Source organism: Nicoliella sp. ESL1120 (genome assembly GCF_058508515.1).
Genome location: NZ_CP196383.1, coordinates 1,456,259 through 1,478,483, shown reverse-complemented (window position 1 = coordinate 1,478,483; position 22,225 = coordinate 1,456,259). Strand labels below are relative to the sequence as shown.

General features: G+C 38.0%; 21 protein-coding genes. 19 read left to right on the top strand and 2 right to left on the bottom strand.

What is annotated here, in order from left to right:
• The first annotated feature begins 52 nt into the window (after positions 1 to 52).
• From eno to ACSYTE_RS06360, 9 genes are all read left to right on the top strand, one after another.
• Complete coding sequence (eno, locus tag ACSYTE_RS06400; protein WP_491716613.1) at positions 53 to 1,372, top strand: phosphopyruvate hydratase; 1,320 nt, start codon at positions 53 to 55, stop codon at positions 1,370 to 1,372.
• 99 nt (positions 1,373 to 1,471) lie between these two features.
• A complete protein-coding gene (locus tag ACSYTE_RS06395; protein WP_491716612.1) occupies positions 1,472 to 2,749 on the top strand; it encodes a ClC family H(+)/Cl(-) exchange transporter in 1,278 nt (425 codons plus the stop codon).
• 85 nt (positions 2,750 to 2,834) lie between these two features.
• Positions 2,835 to 3,071: a preprotein translocase subunit SecG gene (secG, locus tag ACSYTE_RS06390; protein WP_491716611.1), complete on the top strand. Its 237-nt coding sequence runs from the start codon at positions 2,835 to 2,837 to the stop codon at positions 3,069 to 3,071.
• 156 nt (positions 3,072 to 3,227) lie between these two features.
• Positions 3,228 to 5,594, top strand: coding sequence for a ribonuclease R (gene rnr, locus ACSYTE_RS06385; RefSeq protein WP_491716610.1), 2,367 nt, complete (start codon positions 3,228 to 3,230; stop codon positions 5,592 to 5,594).
• 29 nt (positions 5,595 to 5,623) lie between these two features.
• Positions 5,624 to 6,097, top strand: coding sequence for an SsrA-binding protein SmpB (gene smpB, locus ACSYTE_RS06380; protein ID WP_491716609.1), 474 nt, complete (start codon positions 5,624 to 5,626; stop codon positions 6,095 to 6,097).
• An 85-nt stretch (positions 6,098 to 6,182) separates the two neighbouring features.
• Positions 6,183 to 6,899, top strand: a complete 717-nt coding sequence (locus tag ACSYTE_RS06375) for a uracil-DNA glycosylase (protein WP_491716608.1) — start codon at positions 6,183 to 6,185, stop codon at positions 6,897 to 6,899.
• 14 nt (positions 6,900 to 6,913) lie between these two features.
• Positions 6,914 to 7,891, top strand: coding sequence for a phosphate acetyltransferase (pta, locus tag ACSYTE_RS06370; RefSeq protein ID WP_491716607.1), 978 nt, complete (start codon positions 6,914 to 6,916; stop codon positions 7,889 to 7,891).
• Positions 7,892 to 7,909: 18 nt separating this feature from the next.
• Entirely contained in the window at positions 7,910 to 8,389 is a 480-nt protein-coding gene (gene tsaE, locus ACSYTE_RS06365; RefSeq protein ID WP_491716606.1) for a tRNA (adenosine(37)-N6)-threonylcarbamoyltransferase complex ATPase subunit type 1 TsaE, read from the top strand.
• A complete protein-coding gene (locus tag ACSYTE_RS06360) occupies positions 8,376 to 8,888 on the top strand; it encodes a GNAT family N-acetyltransferase (RefSeq protein ID WP_491716605.1) in 513 nt (170 codons plus the stop codon). The genes tsaE and ACSYTE_RS06360 overlap by 14 nt, the downstream gene beginning before the upstream one ends.
• A 33-nt stretch (positions 8,889 to 8,921) precedes the next feature.
• On the opposite strand, the gene ACSYTE_RS06355 is transcribed toward ACSYTE_RS06360, so the two are convergent.
• On the bottom strand, positions 8,922 to 9,458 hold the full coding sequence (locus ACSYTE_RS06355; RefSeq protein ID WP_491716604.1) for a 3'-5' exonuclease: 537 nt from the start codon (positions 9,456 to 9,458) through the stop codon (positions 8,922 to 8,924).
• A gap of 104 nt (positions 9,459 to 9,562) precedes the next feature.
• Between ACSYTE_RS06355 and murB the strand changes: the two genes are divergently transcribed.
• A complete protein-coding gene (gene murB / locus ACSYTE_RS06350; protein WP_491716603.1) occupies positions 9,563 to 10,456 on the top strand; it encodes a UDP-N-acetylmuramate dehydrogenase in 894 nt (297 codons plus the stop codon).
• A 35-nt stretch (positions 10,457 to 10,491) separates the two neighbouring features.
• Positions 10,492 to 12,537, top strand: coding sequence for a cation:proton antiporter (locus ACSYTE_RS06345; protein WP_491716602.1), 2,046 nt, complete (start codon positions 10,492 to 10,494; stop codon positions 12,535 to 12,537).
• 40 nt (positions 12,538 to 12,577) lie between these two features.
• On the opposite strand, the gene ACSYTE_RS06340 is transcribed toward ACSYTE_RS06345, so the two are convergent.
• Positions 12,578 to 13,228: a DUF1361 domain-containing protein gene (locus ACSYTE_RS06340; RefSeq protein WP_491716601.1), complete on the bottom strand. Its 651-nt coding sequence runs from the start codon at positions 13,226 to 13,228 to the stop codon at positions 12,578 to 12,580.
• Between the two features lie 140 nt (positions 13,229 to 13,368).
• Here ACSYTE_RS06340 and cdaA point away from each other — a divergent pair, with 140 nt between their 5' ends.
• The 8 genes from cdaA (at position 13,369) to ACSYTE_RS06300 (ending at position 21,866) form a co-directional block, all read left to right on the top strand.
• Positions 13,369 to 14,217, top strand: a complete 849-nt coding sequence (gene cdaA / locus ACSYTE_RS06335; RefSeq protein WP_491716600.1) for a diadenylate cyclase CdaA — start codon at positions 13,369 to 13,371, stop codon at positions 14,215 to 14,217.
• Positions 14,218 to 14,219: 2 nt separating this feature from the next.
• Complete coding sequence (locus tag ACSYTE_RS06330) at positions 14,220 to 15,179, top strand: CdaR family protein (RefSeq protein ID WP_491716599.1); 960 nt, start codon at positions 14,220 to 14,222, stop codon at positions 15,177 to 15,179.
• A gap of 17 nt (positions 15,180 to 15,196) precedes the next feature.
• Entirely contained in the window at positions 15,197 to 16,546 is a 1,350-nt protein-coding gene (gene glmM, locus ACSYTE_RS06325) for a phosphoglucosamine mutase (protein ID WP_491716598.1), read from the top strand.
• A gap of 203 nt (positions 16,547 to 16,749) precedes the next feature.
• Positions 16,750 to 18,570, top strand: a complete 1,821-nt coding sequence (gene glmS / locus ACSYTE_RS06320) for a glutamine--fructose-6-phosphate transaminase (isomerizing) (RefSeq protein WP_491716597.1) — start codon at positions 16,750 to 16,752, stop codon at positions 18,568 to 18,570.
• Positions 18,571 to 18,646: 76 nt separating this feature from the next.
• Positions 18,647 to 18,769, top strand: coding sequence for a hypothetical protein (locus ACSYTE_RS06315; RefSeq protein ID WP_491716596.1), 123 nt, complete (start codon positions 18,647 to 18,649; stop codon positions 18,767 to 18,769).
• A gap of 114 nt (positions 18,770 to 18,883) precedes the next feature.
• On the top strand, positions 18,884 to 20,317 hold the full coding sequence (locus ACSYTE_RS06310; protein WP_491716595.1) for a glucosaminidase domain-containing protein: 1,434 nt from the start codon (positions 18,884 to 18,886) through the stop codon (positions 20,315 to 20,317).
• Positions 20,318 to 20,404: 87 nt separating this feature from the next.
• A complete protein-coding gene (locus ACSYTE_RS06305) occupies positions 20,405 to 21,526 on the top strand; it encodes an ABC transporter ATP-binding protein (RefSeq protein ID WP_491716594.1) in 1,122 nt (373 codons plus the stop codon).
• 19 nt (positions 21,527 to 21,545) lie between these two features.
• Positions 21,546 to 21,866, top strand: a complete 321-nt coding sequence (locus tag ACSYTE_RS06300; protein ID WP_491716593.1) for a hypothetical protein — start codon at positions 21,546 to 21,548, stop codon at positions 21,864 to 21,866.
• The last annotated feature ends 359 nt before the right edge of the window (positions 21,867 to 22,225 follow it).

The following is a 22,225-nucleotide window of genomic DNA, read 5'->3' as shown; positions in this document are numbered from 1 at the left end:
CATTGGTTTTGTACCCAATGGGTAATTAACTTTCACTTAAGGAGAGAATACAATGTCAATTATTTCCGATATTTTTGCTCGCGAAGTCCTAGACTCACGTGGTAACCCTACTGTTGAAGTAGAATTATATACTGAAGCCGGTGCTTTTGGCCGTGGAATCGTTCCATCTGGTGCCTCAACTGGTGAACATGAAGCTGTTGAATTACGTGATGGCGACAAGAACCGTTACATGGGTAAGGGTGTTCTTAAAGCCGTTGACAATGTTAACAACATCATTGCAAAGGAAATCGTTGGTTACGATGTAACTGACCAATTAGCTATTGACGAAGCTATGATCAAGCTTGACGGTACTCCTAATAAGGGTAAGTTAGGTGCTAACGCTATTTTAGGTGTTTCTCTAGCTGCTGCTCGTGCTGCTGCTGACGAATTAGGTGTTCCATTATACAACTACTTTGGTGGTTTCAATGCACACTTACTTCCAACACCTATGATGAACGTTATCAATGGTGGTAAGCATGCTAACAACAAGGTTGACTTCCAAGAATTCATGATTATGCCCGTTGGTGCTAAGAGTGTTAAGGAAGCTATTCGGATGGGTTCAGAAACCTTCCATAACTTAAAGAGCATCTTAAACGACCGTGGTTACTCCACTGCCGTTGGTGATGAAGGTGGATTTGCTCCTGACTTACAAAACAACGAAGAACCATTCGAAATCTTAGTAGAAGCAATTACTAAGGCTGGTTACAAGCCAGGTAAGGACATTTCAATTGCCTTTGACTGTGCTTCATCAGAATTCTACGATCCAAAGACTAAGAAGTACAACTTAGTTGGTGATGGTAAGTCATACTCAGCTGATGAATTCGTTACTTTACTTGAAAGCTTAGTAGACAAGTACCCAATCGTTTCAATCGAAGATCCTTTGGATGAAAACGAATGGGAAGACTGGCAAATGGCTACCCGTCGCTTAGGTAAGAAGGTTCAAATCGTTGGTGATGATTTATTCGTTACTAACACTGATTACCTAGCTAAGGGAATTAAGATGGGTGTTGCTAACTCAATCTTAATCAAGCTTAACCAAATCGGTACCTTAACTGAAACTGTTCGTGCCGTTGAAATGGCTAAGGAAGCTGGATACACTGCTATCATCTCACACCGTTCTGGTGAAACTGAAGATACTACTATCTCAGACTTAGTTGTTGCTCTTAACGCTGGTCAAATCAAGACTGGTTCAATGAGTCGTGGCGAACGGATCGCTAAGTACAACCAATTAATGAGAATCGAAGACCAATTAGGCAAGGTTTCTCAATACAAGGGAATTCACTCATTCTACAACTTGAGTGAACAAGCTCGTGAAAACATTATCAACAAGTAATTAAATTTATTTGCTGCTCAAAAGCTTTGGAACTTGGTTCCAAAGCTTTTTTGTTGTGTTATGATAATAATTAATATGATTCGGGAGCTGAATTAAGGGATGCAGAAGTTAAATTGGAAACAAATTGCGTATTTATGGGATGGAGCGTTAGTTGGTCTTGCCGTTGGTGCGGTGGTGAGCCTCTTTCGGTGGTTGATTGAAATGGACTTAGACTGGGTCAAGCAGCTTTATCAAGCGGCCCATTTGAATCATCTCTGGTTGCTTTTAATGCTGTTGATCAACATTTTAATCTGTTTGTTCGTGGGGTGGTGCATTAAAAAATCGCCAGACATCAAGGGTTCTGGAATCCCACAGGTCGAGGGCCAGCTTGCCAACCGTCTTGATTATCCCTTTTGGCCGATCCTATGGAAAAAATTCGTTGGCGGGGTGCTTGCGATCGGGAGTGGATTGTTCTTAGGTCGCGAGGGACCATCGATTCAGCTGGGTTCGACGACTGCCCAGGGCATTGCTAAGTGGCAAGGGTTAACCGGCAGTGCCCGACGGGTGGCAATTGCCGCTGGGGCGGCAGCGGGGTTATCAGCCGCTTTTAACGCCCCAATTGCCAGTGCGCTATTTGTCCTGGAAGAGATTTACCATGAATTTCCAATGAGGGTCTGGCCTACTACCATTTGTGCCTCCATTGCCGCCAACTTTGTTTCAACGGAGGTATTTGGCCAAACGCCGGTGCTTCATATTGAATATGCACATTCATTCCCGCTTGATCAATACTGGTTGCTAATTATTTTAGGAATCTTATTGGGGCTGGGCGGCATTGTTTACCAACAGGTAACTTTAAATGCCCAGTGGTTCTACCGTCCGTTTCAATTTATGGCTAGTAACTACTTCGTAATGATTCCGTTAGTGCTGGTGATTCCGATTGGTTACTTCCTCCCGATTACGCTTGGGGGCGGGAATGGACTGATTTTAGCAATTGCGAATGCGGTGCCCGGAATTTTAATGCTATTAGTGTACTTAGTAGTTCGTTTTGTTTTTGCAACCCTTTCCTATGGATCGGGGGTTCCTGGGGGGATTTTTCTACCGATCTTGACGCTAGGGGCAATTTTAGGCGCACTATATGGCCAGGTACTAGTTAGTTGGCACGTGATTGCTGCTGGATTAGTAATTAACTTAATCATAATTTCGATGGCAGCGTATTTTGCCTGCATTACTAAATCTCCATTTACGGCAGTCCTGTTGATTACAGAAATGGTCGGGACCGTGACCCATTTGATGTCGCTTGCGGTCGTTTCGTTGATTGCATACGCCGTAGTAGACTTATTGCATGGGCAACCGATTTACAGCCAAATGTTGACCAATTTATTGAAGCGCCGTGATTGATTTTTACTACATTGGAAACCACCAGTTAGATATGGTAAAATGTTGAATAGTAGATTGAGCCTTGAAGAAAATAGGAGGCATTATTTTGTATAACTTTTTAATGACGATATTTTGGATCATTAGTATTTTAATTATTATTGCAGTACTAATGCAACCAGCTAAAACTAACGATGCAATGTCATCTTTGACCGGTGGTGCTGACGACTTATTCTCTAAGTCTAAGCCACGGGGATTTGAAGCATTTATGCAAAGAGTAACAACGGTTCTTGGGATTTTATTCTTTGTGGATGCACTTGCGCTAGTTTGGATCTCATCACATTAATTAAGAAACCTTCTGTTTTACGGCGGAAGGTTTTTTATTATATATTATTGGCGCTATTGAATTACTTTAAAATTAAATAATGTTAAAATATAAGTAGTTAAATTACGAAAATAAAATCGATTAAAATCGAAATCTAGAAATAATGAGGAAACTATTTTGGAAGATAATAAATTAAAAGACGAAATTGAGGCTGTTCTTAAGCAAAATGCAAAGACTAGCTTTGAAGTAAGCGAGCTATCTGATGAATTAGGTTACCATGGTTCAGAAGCCTTTAAGTTAATTGTTCAAGAATTAGCACGCTTAGAGCGCGAAGAAAAAGCCCTAGTTACCCAAGATGGCAAGTTTACAGTAAACCCTAAAGCAATGAAGCCACAGGGGATTTTCCATTCAAATCAAAAGGGATTTGGGTTTGTGGACTTTGATGAAAATGAATCCGATGCATTTATCGCTCCTGAATTTACGATGCATGCAATGAATGGTGATACTGTTGAAATTGAAATCGTAGCACCTGGTGAACCAGACTCAGACAGGGGTCCAAAGGCTAAGGTTACTAAGATTTTAGAACATAATTATACCCAGGTAGTGGGTAATTTTGTTCAAACTGGTGATGATGATGGTTATTACGGCCAAATTGAATTAAAAGATAAGAAGCTACTTAAATTTAAGTTCTTTGTTACAGAAGTGGGCTTGAAACCAACAGCAGGGGAAGTGGTGACTGCTGAAATCACTGAATACCCAAATGATGAACATCCAGAAGCGATGGTGGGAATTGCCAAGCAAGTAATTGGGAGTGTTGACGATCCAGGAATCGATATTCTTCAAATTGTTTACGCTCATGATATCCCATCTCAATTTCCTGAAGATGTTTTACAAGAAGCTGACGCAATCCCAGATCACGTATTAGATTCTGAGTTAGCTGGTCGTGAAGACATTACTGACCAAAACTTGGTGACGATCGATGGGGAAGCTTCAAAGGATTTAGATGATGCCGTTACCGCTTGGAAACTACCAAATGGTAATTATCACCTTGGAGTTCATATTGCCGACGTTAGTCACTACGTTAAGCCAGGAAGTTTATTGGATGAAGAAGCCTATAAGCGGGGGACTTCTGTTTATTTGACCGATCGGGTAATTCCAATGTTGCCACGACGATTATCCAATGGAATTTGTTCATTGAACGAAGGGGTAATTCGGTTATGTATGAGTTGTGAGATGGAAATCACCCCAGCTGGAAACGTTGTTAAGCATCGAATCCACCCTAGTTTTATGCGTTCTAAGGCACGGATGACGTATACTGCCGTTAATAAGATCTTAGAATCTAAAGATCCCCAAACGATGGAAGAGTATTCTGAACTAGTGCCAATGTTTGAAACAATGGGTAAATTACACAAAATCCTATACAAGCATCGGAAACAACGTGGTGCAATTGACTTTGATGATCGCGAAGCTGAAATCATCGTGGATGAAAAAGGGCACCCCATCGACATTAAGTTACGGGTGCGGGGCACTGCTGAAAAGATGATTGAATCATTCATGTTAGCAGCTAATGAAACCGTTGCCCAACACTACAGTGAAAAGCATGCGCCATTTATTTATCGGGTCCATGAAACGCCTGATGCAGAACGGGTTAAAAAGTTCTTTGAATTTTTAACTGCGTTTGGAATCGATGTGAAGGGTGATCCCGCTAAATTAAAGCCAAAGATGTTACAAAACGTGCTCAAAAAGGTTGCTGGTAAGCCTGAAGAAGCCGTTGTTTCAGTAATGATGTTAAGAAGTTTAAAACAAGCTCGTTATGCTGATCAATCACTTGGTCACTTTGGGTTAGGGGCTGAATTCTACACCCACTTTACTTCGCCAATTCGGCGTTACCCTGATACTACTGTTCACCGTTTGATTCATTACTATGAAGATAACGGAATTAATAAGGAAAGTAAGGCCAAGTTTGGTGGCGGCTTATTAGAAGAAGTTGCTGATCATTCATCTAAGTGTGAACGGCGTTCGGTTGATGCTGAACGTGATACCGATTCGATGAAGAAGGCTGAATACATGGCTGATCACATCGGCGAAGAATTTGATGCTACGGTTAGTTCCGTGCTTAAATTTGGGATGTTCATTGAACTACCTAACACCGTTGAAGGGCTTGTTCACATTAGTCGGATGAAGGATGATTATTACGAATACGTTGAAAAGTTCCTAGCGTTAGTGGGACGGCGGACGAAGCGGACCTATAAGATTGGCCAAACCGTACGCGTCAAGGTAGTAGGTGCAGATCCTGCACAAAGTACGGTTGATTTTGACATTGTTAATCCAGAAAAAACGCCAACTAGCGATTTGTTGCCAAAACAAAGTCACGGTCACGGTGGCGGCAATCGTCGTTCTAACAACAATCGGAACGGTAATCGCAATCATCGCAACGGTGGTGGCAATCGTAATAGTAATCATGGCGGCGGTCAAAAACGGAGTCACTCTAATAATAACCATCATGGTAATGGTCACAACAATAATAATCACCGCTCCCATTAATCAATTAACTTAAGGTGAGGTGAAATTCTATGGCTAAAAAAAAGCGACAACCAAATGATGATAATTTGATGGCGCAAAACCGAAAGGCGCGTCATGACTATACGATTGAAAGTACGATGGAAGCAGGCATGGTCTTAAGAGGAACCGAGATTAAATCAATTCGCGATCGGCGGGTGAATCTAAAGGACGGTTTCGTAAGAATTAGGAATCATGAAGCCTACTTGGAAAACGTACACATTAGTGAGTACGCTGAGGGGAATCAATTTAATCATGACCCGTTGCGCAATCGGAAATTATTGCTCCATAAAAAAGAAATTACCCGCTTATTAAATGACACTAAAGCAAAGGGAATTACAATCGTTCCACTTAAAATTTATATTAAAAATGGTTTTGCTAAGGTTTTAATTGGTGTTGCTAAGGGGAAACATGAATATGATAAGCGTGAAACATTAAAGAAACGGGATCAAAACCGTCAAATTGATCGCGTCTTGAAGCATTATTAAAAGCGATTCTTAATTTGTTTGAGAACCGCTTTTTGTGGTTACTGGAATGTTTAATGATGATAAAATTAATTAGGGGTGTTTGTAAATGAAGCAGTTTATTCATAATGATTGGTGGGATGTTTTAAAACCAGAGTTTGAAAAAACCTATTATCAAAATTTAAGACATTTTTTAGTGGATGAATATAGTCACTATCAGATTCATCCAGCGATGAACCAAATTTTTGAAGCGTTTCAGTGGACCCCCTTTAGTAAGGTTAAAGTCGTCATCTTAGGCCAAGACCCATACCATGAACCAAATCAAGCAGTCGGGTTGAGTTTTTCTGTAATGCCTGGGGTACCTGTGCCACCATCGCTTAGAAACATTTATAAGGAACTATATAGCGATTTGGGCATTAAACCTGTTAACCACGGTTTTCTTGAAAAGTGGGCCAAACAAGGGGTTTTACTTTTGAACTCGGTTCTAACCGTCAGAAATGGGGTTGCCTTTTCCCACAAGGGGAAGGGCTGGGAAGAACTCACGGATGCTGCGATTCAGAAACTGTCTGAACGGCCGCAACCAGTTATTTTTATACTATGGGGTCGAGCAGCGCGCGATAAGGTTAAATTTATCAATACACAAAGTAATATTGTTTTGGAGTCTGCCCACCCTAGTCCGCTCTCTGCTAATCGGGGGTTCTTTGGCTCGCGTCCATTTTCTAAGACCAATGAGGCCTTAGTGGCAATGGGTGAACGGCCGATTGATTGGCAACTTCCTGAACATGTTGATTTTCAACAAGCACTAGCGGATTTAAATGCACAGTAATGGAGGATTACAAGATGGATCTATTTGAAAGTTTAAAGAACAAGGTAAGCCAAGCTCAAAAAACGATTGTTTTCCCTGAAGGTGAAGATATTCGAATTATTGAGGCGACTAGTCGATTAGCCACAGATGGGGTTGTTAAGCCAATTCTACTGGGGAAACCAGCAACGATTAAGCGGGTTGCTGATGAATACGAAGTTGATTTAAGTCAATTGACGATTTTTGATTATTTAAATTTACCAGAAGATGAATTAGCGGAATACGTGACTGCACTGGTTGAACGTCGTAATGGGAAGACCGATGAAGCAACTGCTAAGCAATGGCTAACTGATCCCAACTACTTTGGGACCATGATGGTTTATTTAGATAAAGCCGATGGAATGGTTTCTGGAGCTGCACATCCAACTGGTGATACCGTTCGTCCCGCCTTACAAATTATTAAGACCAAGCCAGGAATTAAGTTGGTAAGTGGTAGTTTTATCATGCTCAAGGGTGATCAACGTTATGTATTTGCTGATTGTGCGATCAACTTAGAGTTAGATGCGAATGGAATGGCTGACGTAGCGATTGCTAGTGCTGCGACTGCAAAACAATTTGGAATTGATCCTGCTGTTGCGATGTTGAGCTTTTCAACTAAGGGGTCCGCACGTGGTCCAATGGTTAAGAAGGTCCAAGAAGCGACTGAATTAGTTCATGAAAAGCAACCTGATTTAGCAGTTGATGGTGAATTACAATTTGATGCTGCGTTTGTTCCTGAAGTCGGTGCTAAGAAGGCTCCAGGATCTAAAGTAGCGGGTCGCGCAAACGTCTTTGTATTTCCTGAATTACAATCTGGGAACATTGGATATAAGATTGCACAACGTTTGGGTGGCTTTGAGGCCCTCGGACCAATCTTACAAGGACTCAACAAGCCGGTCTCTGATTTATCTAGGGGCTGTAATGCTGAGGATGTTTACAAGGTTGCCATCATTAATGCACTTCAATCAATCGATTAATTATAAGGGGTTAATAGCTTGAAAAAAATAACCGTTAATACCCCTGAAGCAACCATGCAAATCGGTAAAAAAATTGCTCCTTTCTTGCAAGCAGAGGATTTACTGCTATTAGATGGCGATCTCGGTGCAGGGAAAACAACTTTTACCAAGGGGCTTGCTGCAGGATTAGGAATTAAAAGAAATGTTAAAAGCCCGACTTTTACCATCATTCGTGAGTATCAAGATGGTCGCTTACCACTTTATCATATGGATGCCTATCGTTTGGATGATGGTAGTGGGGATGAATTAGGATTAGAAGAATATTTTAATGGTGATGGAATAAACGTTGTGGAGTGGGCTAATTTCGTTGCTGATGAGCTACCTGATAATTATTTAAAAATTATTTTCAGACGTAATGATGAATTAGGCCCTGAATCTAGGACCCTTTCTTTTGATCCCCACGGAAGTCATTTTCAAACCATTTTAAAAGAAAGCTTGGATAAAGATGGTAAGCAATGATAATCAGATTTCAATTGAATTAGCAGATTGGAATGATGCTAACGCAATTTTAAAATTAATGAAACAATTAGTCACTGAATCTGATACTTTCACAGTTGATCCAGGACTAGCTGATTTATCAATTGAGCAAGAGCAACGTCAAATCATGCTAATTAATCAGACCAGGAGTAACGTTATTTTAGTGGCTCATTTTGGCGACTTGATTATTGGAATCGTTACAGTGCAACAACTGCTTGATTCAAAAGATGGTGAACTAGGCGTGGCCGTGTTGAAGCGATTTTGGAATAATGGGATTGGCAGTGCGCTGGTGGATGAAGCCTTGAATTGGGGCAGTTCGTTTAGTAATTTACAGCGGTTTGTCTTGACGGTTGAAAATCAAAATCAAGCTGCAATTCATGTTTACCATAAACTAGGTTTCATCGATAATTTTGGCTCACGAGTGATTAATGTGCCTGGCAATGAAAAATCGACTACTGAAATGATTTGTCATTTAAAATAAAAAGATGTTAATGGATAGACCATTAACATCTTTTTATTTGATGATTTTTACAAATTGTTTGATTGCTTCATCGCCAAATTGTTGTTGTTCATACCTTAAGATGTTGGCACATGCAAGACTGTCATCTAAGGCATTGTGATGATGATTTAACTCGATGTTCAAATTTTCACAAACGGTGTTTAGTTTGAAGTTCGTGAAATTAGGGAATAGCTTTCGGGTGACAGTCACTGTATCTAAGGTTAAGTATTGTGGTTGAACCAATTGATAGCGTTCTAAACTCTTTTTTAAAACGCTATTATCAAAGTTAGCGTTATGAGCAATGACCAGATGATTAGGGCTAAAAAACATTTTAATTTTTTCCCATACCTCAGGAAATGTTGGCGCATTAATTACGTCCGATTCATGGATACCGTGCACTTCAATGTTTCGCCAAAAGAATGGCATCTCTGGGTTAATTAACGTGTAAAATTCACTTGCAATCTCGTTATTTCTAACCACCGTTAATGCTAGTGAACAAGCGCTAGCACGTTTAAGAGCTGCCGTTTCAAAATCAATTGCAATAAAATTCATGGAATTATTTTCCTTTCTATCCTTTTTAATAATTAGTTTATTCATAATTGGGGCGTTAATTCATGGTAAAATTATAGTATATCGATTTAAGAGGGACGATTTGTATGCATAATTTTAATCCAAAAATAAAAAATTTAAAAATTAAAACTAATGAACCGCTATCAAAATATACTTTTACTAAAACTGGTGGGAATGCAGATTATTTGGCGTTACCAGATAATGAAGAGCAGTTAAGTCAACTATTAAAGAGTGCGAATGAATTTGGCCTACCAATTACAGTATTGGGTAATTCTAGTAACTTAATTGTAAGCGATAATGGAATTCGTGGGATTACAATCATTTTAACTCATTTGACCAAGATTAGCGTCAATGGAAATAAAATCGTTGCTGAAGCTGGTGCTGCACTAATCGATGTCGCAATTACTGCGCAAAAGCATGGATTATCAGGAATGGAATTTGCTGCTGGGATTCCTGGTAGCGTTGGTGGTGCTGTTTATATGAATGCTGGAGCGTATGGTGGTCAAACCGCTGATGTAGTTAATTACGCAACAATCGTTGGATTTGATGGTAGTGTGCGTAAATTAAATAATGCCGAATTAGAGTTTGATTATCGCCATAGTATTATTCAAAATGGTCATAATGCAATTATAGCTGCTGAATTTGAGTTGCAACCTGGTAATCAAAGTCAAATTTTAGCTAAAATGGACCATTTTAATGCTTTACGGGCATCGAAGCAGCCACTTGACCTGCCATCATGTGGGAGCGTCTTTAAAAGGCCTAAGAATCATTTTGCTGGTAAGCTAATTCATGATTCTGGATTGCAGGGCTACCGATTCGGCGGAGCGCAAGTATCTACTAAGCACGCCGGATTTATCGTTAACGTTGGCGGAGCCACTGCAACTGATTACATCACGGTGATCCACCACGTCCAAGATGCGGTTTATCAAAATAGTGGGATTCACTTAGAAACTGAGGTTAGAATTATTGGTGATCGGTAATTATAAAAAATGGAATTGGAGTTGAGATGATATAAATGGTGATTATTGAGTTAATTATTTTACTAGTTGTATTACTATTAATCTCGACAGTCATTAGTCACTACCTACCCATGATTCCAGGTAGCTTGATTCAGATTGGACTAGGGCTGTTGTTATCTGTTTTTACAAAATTTCAAATTAATTTTGAAACTGAATGGTTTTTATTACTATTTATTGCCCCCTTGCTTTTTAATGACGGGAAACGGTTTCCCAAACGAGAGCTTTGGCAGTTAAAATTACCAATTTTTATTAATGCCATCGCTTTAGTTGTGATTACAATGTTAGTTGGGGGCGTAATAATCAATTGGATGATTCCAGAGATGCCGTTTGCAGTTTGTTTTGCGTTAGCAGCAATTCTTTCTCCTACGGATCCAGTTGCTGTTCAATCAATTGCGAAACGTTCTAATTTACCGAGTGGCATTTTACACTTGGTTAGTGGTGAAAGCTTGATCAATGACGCTAGCGGGCTAATTTGCTTTAAGTATGCGCTAGCAGCTGCAATGACTGGAAAATTTTTGTTAACCAGTGCAGTTGGTGATTTTTTCTACATCAGTATCGTGGGATTAATTATTGGAATCGTAATTATGTATTTGCTGTTAAAGGCACGTGATTATTTATATGATAGTGGGATTAACAACATTATTTTTTATACGGTCGCTTACTTAGTTACGCCATTTGTGATTTACTTTATCAGTGAAGAATGGTTTCATGCTTCTGGCGTGATTGCGGTAGTTAGTGCTGGAATCACCATGCATGTTAAGGATCGTAAGATTGCAAATGTTAATCCTGAATTAACGTTAGTTACTGAGAAGACCTGGAACGTGGTCATCTATATTTTAAACGGAATTATTTTCTTACTGCTTGGTTTTTCATTACCGCAAGCAATGGGCAAGAGCATTCAAACGATTCAGTTGGGAACGATTGATCCGATCATTTATGCTGTTGTTACGTGGCTATTACTACTTGCGATTCGATTCGTCTGGATCGTAGGATATCAATTCGTGGCTAATCGTTGGAATTATAAAAAGGTCAATTTAAGGGTGGCATTGCTATCTGGGCTATCCGGAGTGCGGGGAGCAGTTACGATGGTAGGAGTCCTATCGATTCCAGTGCTCACCGCTACGGGGAGAAATTTCCCAGAACGGCCCATGGTGTTGTTTATATCTGCTAGTGTAATTATTTTAAGCTTACTTAGTGCCATTATCTTCATTCCATTATTGACTGAAAATCAACAAGAACAGATTGATGACAATAATTATATTTCTAACGATAAGGCACAGATTAAATTAGTGCAATCTGCAATTAATAAGGTCCAAAAAAGCCAAAATGAATACAATCAACAAGCAGCGTTCGATTTAATATTTCAATATCAATTAATGCTTAGAAAGTTAAAACATGATTTAAGATCTAATCAATTTAATGATTTTAGTTTCAATAATGAATTAGCACTGCGTAGGATCGCGTTTAGTGGTGAGCGGAAAGCCGCCCAAGAGTTATACGATGATGGTGTGATTAAACGGGATGAGTATTTTGCAACGGTTAAAATGATTAATCGACGCGAAACGGCAATGTTAGATTCAGTCGGAATGAATACCTCTCGTTCTAGTTTTATAAGTGATATTTCCACTTTCCTGTCTGGAATTCGTAGTTTTTTCATCGCGGGACGTCGTTTTAATCACCGTGACGAAATGTTGAGAAAACATTGGGGCTTGATAATTGAAACATTAAGTCAGGCTGCCATTCAAGAGGTTAAAAACTACCTTAACAGGCCGGATATTGATTCTAGTTCCTTTGAAAATCAAATGGTTGATCATATCATTGTTTTTTATCGAAATCGAATCAACCGCATTAATTCAGTCCATCAAGATGATTATCAACAACAATTAAATAATTTGCAGGTTCGTGGTTTTGGAGCCCAACGCCTCGAAATTCAACGTTTATTAGATACTAATCAAATTGACTGGGAAACTTCCAATGAGCTTAGACAACACATCAATTATTTGGAAAATGTGATGATGAGTCCATTAAACGAAAGTGAATAACTAAAAAATGTGTCCGTAATTTTTAATTATGGACACATTTTTATTTATGCTGGTTTTGATTAATTGAAATGACCCAATAAATCGTAATTTGGATTGCCATCATGGTGGCTGTGAATATCATCATATCTGGTGTCCACATTTTAATCAGTGGCATAATAAATAACCTGGGGCTTAAAAATAAGTAAAGCGTATGCAACCTTAAAAACCGTCCGATAAAAACCCCCACTGAAGAGGTAAATGTAAAAATAAGAACGATTATCCAGTAAATGACTTGTGATTTTAATCTGAATTTATTCATCAGTGATTTAACTGTAAGTGATAATGACCAAGTGCCAACAAACGCACAAACAATGGCACTGATGACTAGCATCATAAAATTAATCCAAATTTGATCAGATAGTTTCAAAAGGCCGGTTAAATTATCATAAGGGTTTAATAGCGATAAATGAAATAAATCCGTAAGAATGTAGGGTGCATTTGGATAAAATAGTATCCAGATGATTAGTAGCGGCCAGTAAAGGATACTTGCATTAATTATTTCATGGTTCAAGTGGAAACTAATTTCAATTGGAATATAGGCTAAAAACGTATTTAGTAATAAGAAATTGAAGGGTTGTTTGACAAAAAAACCGGTAATTATAAACCAAATCGCAAAAAAAATGCGAACCTGCCAACTTTTTGAAAGATGCACTAGAAAACCTCCCCTTATTTTAATTAAAGTCTATTTTAATTAATTCTAACAAAAATGTGTTAATTTTAGAACGCTGTTTAAAAATAAGTTCTTAATATCGTGATATAATAAAGCTAGCGTTAATATTTGGAGGTTATATGATGAGTAACTTTTGGAGTAATCTGTTTACTCTTAGCCATTTTAGTAGCTTAATTGATATTCTAGTGGTTTGGTTCATTACATACGAATTGATTATTTTGCTACGTGGAACTAAAGCAGTTCAATTGTTTAGAGGAATTATCGTAATTGCGATAATTAAAATCCTTAGTGTTTTGTTCGGGCTGGGAACTGTTTCTTGGATGGTTGATCAGGTCATTAACTGGGGATTTATTGCAATTATCGTTATTTTTCAACCAGAAATTAGACGGGGCCTTGAACATTTAGGACGCGGTTCTTTGTTGTGGCATACTAAAAATCAGAATGAAGAAACTGAACAGATGATTGAGGGACTTGATAGCGCAATTCAGTACATGTCCAAACGAAGAATTGGGGCCTTGATCACGATTCAAATGGAAACAGGCCTTGAGGATTATATTGAAACAGGAATTGAATTAGATGCTCATATCACAGGGGCATTGTTAATTAATACGTTCATTCCGAATACCCCACTTCATGATGGAGCAGTAATTATTAGAAACCATCGAATTGCTGTTGCGGCAGCATATCTGCCCCTTTCACAAAGCACGATGATTCCAAAAGAGTTAGGGACTAGGCATCGTGCTGCGGTTGGGATTTCTGAAGTTACCGATGCCCTTACGATCGTGATTTCAGAAGAAACTGGTGAAGTTTCAATTACAAAGGATAATGAATTGCTGCGCGGGATGACCCAACAAGATTACCTTAAATTTTTACGGGATCAACTGATCAAAAAACAACAAATTAGCCATAATATCTTTACGATGATTGGGAGTTGGATCAGTAATCTTAGCAAAAGTGGAAAGGGGAATTAGACATGCGTAAATTCTTCAACAGCACTTTTTTCTACCTAATTCTATCTTTAATATTTTCGATATTACTATATGCATACGCTAATCAGGATAAACTTAACTTTACTAGTAATAAGAATAGCAATATCACGCAATTAGCATCTACTAAAAATGCTAGCGTTTCCGCTAATTTACAGTTGAACGTTAATAGTAGTAAGTATTTTGTTACTGGATATCCTGATAAAGTTAGCGTATCGCTAAGTGGGCCGACAGCATTGGTTACCACAACGACTAATACCCAAAATTTCCATATCTATGCTGATTTAAGTAAATTAGGGGTTGGAAAGCATCGGGTTAGATTATCTCAGGATGGTTTAAATTCAGAGTTAAAATATAAAATTAATCCATCTTATATCACCGTTAATATTCAGCCTCGTCAGACGGTAACGCTTCCAGTAACCGCAAGCTATGATAAGAGCATGATTTCATCTGGTTACCATGTTGGAAGTGCGGTTGTGTCTGATGCTAAAGTTAAGGCCACTGGGGCTTCTAGTGAAATTAGTAAGGCTGTGCGGGTGATTGCCAAGTTGAACCTATCTCAAAATACTAATAAGACCGTTAATTCACAGGCGATATTAGAAGCTGTTGATCGGAAGGGCAACACCGTGAACGTAATTTTAACCCCTTCAACAACGAATGTTTACTTGCCAATTAGCAGTGGTAATTTCAAGGAGTTACCAATTAAATATCAGATTGATAATAAGGCATCTAATAAGACCTATTCAGTGACTTCTAACACTGAAAAGGTTAAGGCATTTGGTACTTCTAGTGAGTTGGACAATTTGAAAAACGTTACTGTTAATATTGATGTTAGTCGAATTACTGCTAATGAAACCAAAACGATTCAGCTTGATAAGTCACTCAACAAGGTTAGTGGCTTTGATCCAGAAAAAATTAAAGTGAATATAAAAGTTAAAGATAAGTAAGAAATGAGGAGTTAATAATGAAATATTTCGGAACCGATGGAGTTAGAGGAGTTGCAAATCGTGATTTAAGCCCAGAGCTGGCTTTTAAATGTGGTCGTGCTGGTGGTTATATTCTGACCAAGCACTCTGATAGTAAAATCCCCCAAGTACTAGTTGCTCGTGATACCCGAATTTCTGGTCAAATGCTTGAAGAAGCACTGATCGCTGGATTGTTATCAACTGGAATTGAGGTTTTAAGATTGGGAGTCATTACGACTCCTGGTGTGGCATATTTAGTCCGAACTCAGGATGCAGCTGCTGGGGTAATGATTACCGCTTCTCATAATCCAGCAGAATATAATGGAATTAAGTTTTTTGGTTCAGATGGTTACAAACTTTCTGATGAAATGGAAGAAGAAATCGAAGCAATTCTAGAAGCTGATAAGGATGAATTACCACGTCCATCAGCAGAAGGATTGGGAACTGAAGATGATTTTTCTGAAGGTGCTCAAAAATACATTCGATTCTTGAATCAGACCGTTTCTGATGATATTGCTGGAATGCATATTTGTGTCGATGCTGCTAATGGTGCCACTAGTAACTTGGTTTCGCGTCTTTATGCTGATGCTGGAGTGGAATTTGACACGATGGCTACCCAACCAAACGGGCTTAATATTAATGATAACGTTGGTTCGACCCATCCAGAACAACTTCAAAAAATGGTCGTTGAAAAGGGGGCAGAGGTCGGATTTGCGTTCGATGGTGACGGAGATCGTTGCTTGGCCGTTGATGAAGAAGGAAACTTAGTCAATGGTGATAAGATTATGTTTATCTGCGGAAAATACATGGCAGAGCATGGTCGCTTGAAACAAGATACCATTGTTACCACGGTTATGAGTAATTTAGGGATGTATAAGGCCATGGAAGCAAATGGGATGAATAGTAAGCAGACTAAGGTTGGCGATCGGTATGTCGTTGAAGAAATGAACGCTGGTGGTTATAACCTTGGTGGTGAACAATCTGGCCATATCGTATTTTTAGATTTCAATACGACTGGTGATGGAATGTTAACTAGTCTTCAGCTTCTCCACGTAATGAAGGATACTGGTAAGAAACTATCAGAATTAGCGGCTGAAATGAAGACGTACCCACAGAGCTTGATCAACGTTAAGGTAGCTGACAAAAATTCAGCATTAGATAACCCTTCTGTTAAGAATGTAATTGAAAATGTTGAACACGAAATGAATGGTGATGGTCGGGTATTGGTAAGACCAAGTGGAACTGAACCATTATTAAGAGTAATGGTTGAAGCCCCAGATCAAGATACGTGTCAAGAAAATGCTGAAAAAATTGCCAAAGTGGTTGAAAAAGAATGTGGAATTGAATAAAAATATAAATTAAGAGGTCGGTTAGTTAGGCCTTTTTATTTTGCCATTTTTCTCTAATTTAGATATACCAATTTAATATTTTAATAGTTGACATATTGCACAGACCGTTGTAAAGTATCTACTTGAACGATTAAATATGAGCTTAATTATTGTCTATACCAATTTAAAAATAATATGATTAAAAACAAAAGGGGATTAAAAATATGTGTGGAATTGTTGGAGTAACCGGTAATGATAATGCCGTAAAGCTTCTAATTCATGGACTTGAAAAACTAGAATATCGGGGTTATGATTCTGCCGGAATTTATGTTAATGATCAAGATGGAAAGGACTATCTTGTAAAGCGGAAGGGAGCAATTGCCGAATTAAAGGCGGCGATTACACCCGAAGTACATGGTAGTACTGGAATTGGGCATACTCGTTGGGCCACTCATGGTGGAGTAACGGTTGAAAATGCACATCCACAATTTTCGCAAGATGACCGTTTTTATCTTGTTCACAACGGTGTGATCGAAAATTACAAGGAATTAAAGAAGCAATACCTTTCAGATGTTGATTTCACTAGTCAAACCGATACTGAAGTGGTCGTTCAATTAGTTGATCATTTTGCAGTTAAGGAAGGAATGACTACGAAAGAGGCATTCTTAAAGACAATCTCATTACTTAAGGATGGAGCTTCATACGCATTCTTATTAATGGATCGTGAACAACCAGATACTTTGTATGTTGCTAAGAACAAGAGCCCATTATTAATTGGACTTGCTGATGGTTTTAACGTTGTTTGTTCTGATTCAGTTGCAATGTTAAATGTTACCCATGAATTCTTGGAACTTAAAGATGGTGAAGTGGTAACTGTTAAGCCAAATTCAGTTGATATTCAAGATCGGCAAGGTAATCACATCGAAAGAGAACCATTCCATGTTGATACTGATGCTTCAGAAGCAGACAAGGGCATTTACCCTTATTACATGCTTAAGGAAATCAACGAACAACCAAATGTATTAAGAAAATTATCCCAAAAGTATCTTTCAGAAGATGGCGCTTCTAAGATTGATCCTAAAATTTTAGATGCAATGAAAACGGCCGATCGGCTCTATATCGTGGGAGCAGGGACTAGTTATCACGCTGGGTTAGTTGGGAAAAATCTGTTTGAAAAATTAGTGGGGATTCCAACCCAAGTGGAAGTTGCTTCAGAATTTGCCTATGATGATCCATTGTATTCTGAAAAACCATTCTTTATTTTCTTGAGTCAAAGTGGTGAAACTGCTGATAGTCGGGTCGTATTACAAAACGTTACGAAGAAAAACTTCCCAACTTTAACAATTACTAACGTTGAAAATTCCACCCTTTCACGTGAAGCAGACTTTACATTGTTGCTTGATGCTGGTCCAGAAATTTCAGTTGCTTCTACGAAGGCCTATACAGCTCAAATTACGCTAGAAGCCATTTTAGCGAAGTCATTGGGCGAATCACTCGGCTTAAAGCGGGCGATTGACTTTAACCTTAGACAACAACTTGGTGTCGTAGCTACTGGGATGCAGGCGGTAATCGACGAAAAGGAACAAATCGATTCCATTTCTAAGAACTACTTTGTTGAAGCTACCAAGGCGTTCTACATTGGACGGGGAATTGATTACTATGTTTCATTGGAAGCAGCGTTGAAGTTAAAGGAAATTTCCTATATTATTGCTGAAGGGTTTGCTTCTGGTGAATTGAAGCATGGAACCATCGCTTTGATTGAGGAGGGAACTCCGGTAATTGCAATCGTTACGCAAGCAAAGACTGCTGGGTTAACTAGAAATAACCTCGAAGAGACTAAGTCACGGGGTGCTAAGACCTTTACGATTTCAACCGAAGCATTAGCTGAGGATGATGATGATCTTGTTTTACAAGATGTTGACGAAATGCTCACTCCATTATTAAGCGTTGTTCCAGCCCAATTACTTGCTTATTACACTAGTTTGAACAAGGGCTTGAATGTTGATCGGCCACGGAATTTAGCAAAGAGTGTTACTGTGGAATAATTAAAGTTAGCGTTTTTTGATTTGATTTGTGCTAAACTGGACTTAATTATTCATCAATTAAAGAGGTGGTGGCATAATGAAATTTACTAAAAAACGAAAAGCTAGTAAAAATGATCAGCGCAAACAGGCGACATGGGAAAAGTTTAAAAATCAACAAAATAAATTAAATGCCGATCGTCGGGGCGTTAAACAAAAATAAATCAATAGATTTAAAATCCTTAAAATTAATCTTAATTTTAAGGATTTTTTTTACATTTTCTTAAAAAGATTATGTTATTCTAACAATAATAAAAATAAAGAGGGGAATTTAAAAATGAATAGGAAGTTCAGAACTGCATTTATTGGTCTAATGACCATGATGCTTAGTATTAGTTTACTTGGAGTACATAGTGCTAAAGCTGACACAGCTTCTGATTTTATTAGTAAGTTGTCACCAGTTGTAAAAACGGTTGCCGCAAAATATAATCTTTATCCATCGTTGATGTTAGCTCAAGCTGCGTTGGAAAGTAGCTATGGACAAAGTACGCTTGCTACCAAAGATTATAATTACTTTGGGATTAAGGGTTCTTATAATGGACAATCCGATACTTTAAAGACCGCTGAATATAATAGTAGTGGTGCTATTTACTACGTTAATTCTAGTTTTAGAAAGTACCCCAATGCGCAAAGTTCATTAGAAGATTACGCTCAAATGATTCGAAATGGTTTAGTGGGGGCTTCTAGCTTTTATTCTGGCACCTGGAAGGAAAACGCCAAGTCTGTTAATGATGCTGCGACCGCTTTGGTTGGTAAGTACGCTACCGATCCAAACTATGCTAATAAGTTAATTAGTATTATTAATCAATATAATTTAACTACGTTAGATGGCGGAATTACTGAACAAAGTAATTCGGTTGCTGACAACAGTAGCTCGACTACTGCATCAGCCAATACTACTATATCAACCAGCAATACTAATAATTCAACGAATACTAGTGATGTAAAGGTTAGTTATTCACTTGGTGATTCTAATGAATCGGTTCCACTATCTAGTCAATTTAAAAAACAAGCGCTTTATAATAAAATCGAGGGGACTAGCAGTAATGTTAAGAGTTATAAGTGGAAGGCGAGTCTAAAGTCAGGATCGCTAGTTTATGCTGACAACGTTGGCTATGCTACGGGAACTTCTGGGAATCAAACTTGGTATCGAATTCGGCTTACAAAGAATACTAATTCTAAGAAGTACTGGGTAAAGGCCCAAGCTTTAAACTTTCCATCGGTTAAGTATTTTAAGTTATCAACCAGCGTTAGCTCGAATTTAATTACTAGTAAAATTGCTTATAGTCATATTTATGGTTCTGATACGCTCGCCAGCAAAATTACAGATTCAGAAATCGCTAATCGGGTTAAGTATAATGCGAATATGATTGGAATTTCAGGTAGTAAGGGGAATGCGCAGATTTGGATTCGTTATAAGATGAGCAACGGCAATAACGCCTGGATTCAAATTAAACATGTGAATGGAATTCAATACTTACCAGTCAGCCTTACTAAGCGGCTGAGTTCTCAATATGGTAAGTATGCCCTTTATAACATTGTTCCAGGGACTGGAAAGGCCCAAGAGCAGAGCTGGAATACCGTTTCAGAATCATCAATCTCAAACGTTAAGGTCGATTCACTATCAGTCGATACTAATTCTAAATTAATTTGGGCTCAAATTAAAATTGGTAACCAAAAGTATTGGATCGACAATTCAGCTTTGTACTAATTTTCCTTTCGGATTATTATTATGTTTGTTATAATGTTATTTTGTTGTATATCTAGTTAACGAAATCAAATTTAGGAAGTATTAAAAATGGCAGAAGAACAATACAAAATTAAAGTACAAAATGTAACTAAGGAGTATGACTTATTTAAGACCCAAACTGATAAGTTAAAATCATTCTTCTCAATTAATAATAAAAATATTCCGCATTTCTGGTCACTAATGGGGGTTTCATTTACCGTTAAGCCAGGGGAAGCACTTGGAATCATTGGGGTAAATGGGTCAGGAAAATCTACAATTTCTAACATTATTTCTGGAATTATTCCACAAACAACTGGCCAAGTCGATGTTAAGGGTGATACTTCAATCGTTGCAATTAACTCAGGACTGAAAAAGAATTTGACCGGTCGAGAAAATATTCGGTTAAAGTCATTGATGCAGGGATTAACCAATCAAGAAATCGATGAAATGATGGATGATATTATTTCATTTGCAGATATTGGTGATTTTGTTGATCAACCAGTTAAAAGTTATTCAAGTGGGATGAAATCGCGTCTTGGATTTGCAATCGCTGTTCATATTAAGCCCGATATTTTGATCATTGATGAAGCCCTATCAGTGGGGGATGATACCTTCTATCAAAAGTGTGTGGATAAGATTTCTGATTTTCGTAAAGAGGGTAAGACGATCGTTTTCGTTAGTCATGCTTTGAAGCAGGTTGAATTACTTTGTGATCGGGTTGCTTGGATTAATTATGGAAAGTTAAAACAAATTGGACCAACTGCTGAAGTAATTGCTGAATATCGTAAATTCACCGCTTGGTTTAAAAAGCTTTCTAAAAAAGAAAAGAAACAATTTGAAAAGCAACAAAAGGACATACAAAAGAACTTCGATATCAATGCCTACGAAAAAGAAGTTATTAATGAAACAGAGGCCGCAGATCCTAGCGCTAAAAACGTTTCAAGCGAAATTAATCACCGCTTTTACGGGTCAGTAATTAGTGAAAAGATGTCATTTACATCTAAATTGGCTACGTTTTTGGTTGCAGTGGGTGTTATCTTCTTTTGTTTAGTTAATGTTTCTGGTCATCGGATTAGTCATGTGATGGCTAAGCCAGCTAGCCTATTAAAGCCTACTAAGGTCTTAGAGGTCCCTAATAATCGGACACATACCACTAAAATTGTTTATAAAAAGACGCATCACAAAAAATAATTAATAGGGGAGCGAGCATATGGCTGATGAATATAAAAGTCACGAAACACTGACTTTAATCGAGGAAATTACCCGTTTAGATGGTTCTAAGTATATTGAAATTAGCGATATGGTCCAAAATGGCCGTGCTGAATTGGCAGCTGAGCGTGGTTTGATTAAGGAAGTAAGAATTATTCAATTAAACATTCCCCATTCAATTCACGTTATTAATTATGAAAAATATATTAATCAGAATTACACGATGCCAGGGGAACAGTTTGACCACTTTGATGAGTGGAAGAAGACCCCTGCGATGCAATCAGAAATTGAAGCCATCTTAAAAGAAAATCATGTTGGTTAAAATAAAAATCAGGCTCTTCTTGCTTAAGAGGGCCTGATTTTTTAGTCAAAAAAAAACAGCCATTTAAGTAGACTGTTTTTTGGATATGTGTCTGATAAATTAGTAGGTGCGAAAGAGAAATAGATATACCAATCATCAGGGAATCGGAATTATGTATTATTTAATAAAATTAAAGTTCTTAACATAAACTTATTCTTTACAAAATATATATTAACAAATTGTCCCATAAATAGCAATGATAATAATGTAAAAATGGCTAATATTTTTTTGATAATAAAAAAAGTTAATTTGACTTTCATAAAATTATCAAGATATAATTAATATAAATAAATATTAATTGGTTGGAGCGCACGCTTTCA

What these genes read in the sequence shown, in the direction of transcription:
- eno (WP_491716613.1), top strand. Translation starts at nt 53, where the DNA reads ATGTCAATTATTTCCGATATTTTTGCTCGCGAAGTCCTAGACTCACGT.
- ACSYTE_RS06395 (WP_491716612.1), top strand. Translation starts at nt 1,472, where the DNA reads ATGCAGAAGTTAAATTGGAAACAAATTGCGTATTTATGGGATGGAGCG.
- smpB (WP_491716609.1), top strand. Translation starts at nt 5,624, where the DNA reads ATGGCTAAAAAAAAGCGACAACCAAATGATGATAATTTGATGGCGCAA.
- ACSYTE_RS06375 (WP_491716608.1), top strand. Translation starts at nt 6,183, where the DNA reads ATGAAGCAGTTTATTCATAATGATTGGTGGGATGTTTTAAAACCAGAG.
- pta (WP_491716607.1), top strand. Translation starts at nt 6,914, where the DNA reads ATGGATCTATTTGAAAGTTTAAAGAACAAGGTAAGCCAAGCTCAAAAA.
- ACSYTE_RS06360 (WP_491716605.1), top strand. Translation starts at nt 8,376, where the DNA reads ATGGTAAGCAATGATAATCAGATTTCAATTGAATTAGCAGATTGGAAT.
- ACSYTE_RS06355 (WP_491716604.1), bottom strand. Translation starts at nt 9,458, where the DNA reads ATGAATTTTATTGCAATTGATTTTGAAACGGCAGCTCTTAAACGTGCT.
- murB (WP_491716603.1), top strand. Translation starts at nt 9,563, where the DNA reads ATGCATAATTTTAATCCAAAAATAAAAAATTTAAAAATTAAAACTAAT.
- ACSYTE_RS06345 (WP_491716602.1), top strand. Translation starts at nt 10,492, where the DNA reads ATGGTGATTATTGAGTTAATTATTTTACTAGTTGTATTACTATTAATC.
- cdaA (WP_491716600.1), top strand. Translation starts at nt 13,369, where the DNA reads ATGAGTAACTTTTGGAGTAATCTGTTTACTCTTAGCCATTTTAGTAGC.
- ACSYTE_RS06330 (WP_491716599.1), top strand. Translation starts at nt 14,220, where the DNA reads ATGCGTAAATTCTTCAACAGCACTTTTTTCTACCTAATTCTATCTTTA.
- glmM (WP_491716598.1), top strand. Translation starts at nt 15,197, where the DNA reads ATGAAATATTTCGGAACCGATGGAGTTAGAGGAGTTGCAAATCGTGAT.
- glmS (WP_491716597.1), top strand. Translation starts at nt 16,750, where the DNA reads ATGTGTGGAATTGTTGGAGTAACCGGTAATGATAATGCCGTAAAGCTT.
- ACSYTE_RS06315 (WP_491716596.1), top strand. Translation starts at nt 18,647, where the DNA reads ATGAAATTTACTAAAAAACGAAAAGCTAGTAAAAATGATCAGCGCAAA.
- ACSYTE_RS06310 (WP_491716595.1), top strand. Translation starts at nt 18,884, where the DNA reads ATGAATAGGAAGTTCAGAACTGCATTTATTGGTCTAATGACCATGATG.
- ACSYTE_RS06305 (WP_491716594.1), top strand. Translation starts at nt 20,405, where the DNA reads ATGGCAGAAGAACAATACAAAATTAAAGTACAAAATGTAACTAAGGAG.
- ACSYTE_RS06300 (WP_491716593.1), top strand. Translation starts at nt 21,546, where the DNA reads ATGGCTGATGAATATAAAAGTCACGAAACACTGACTTTAATCGAGGAA.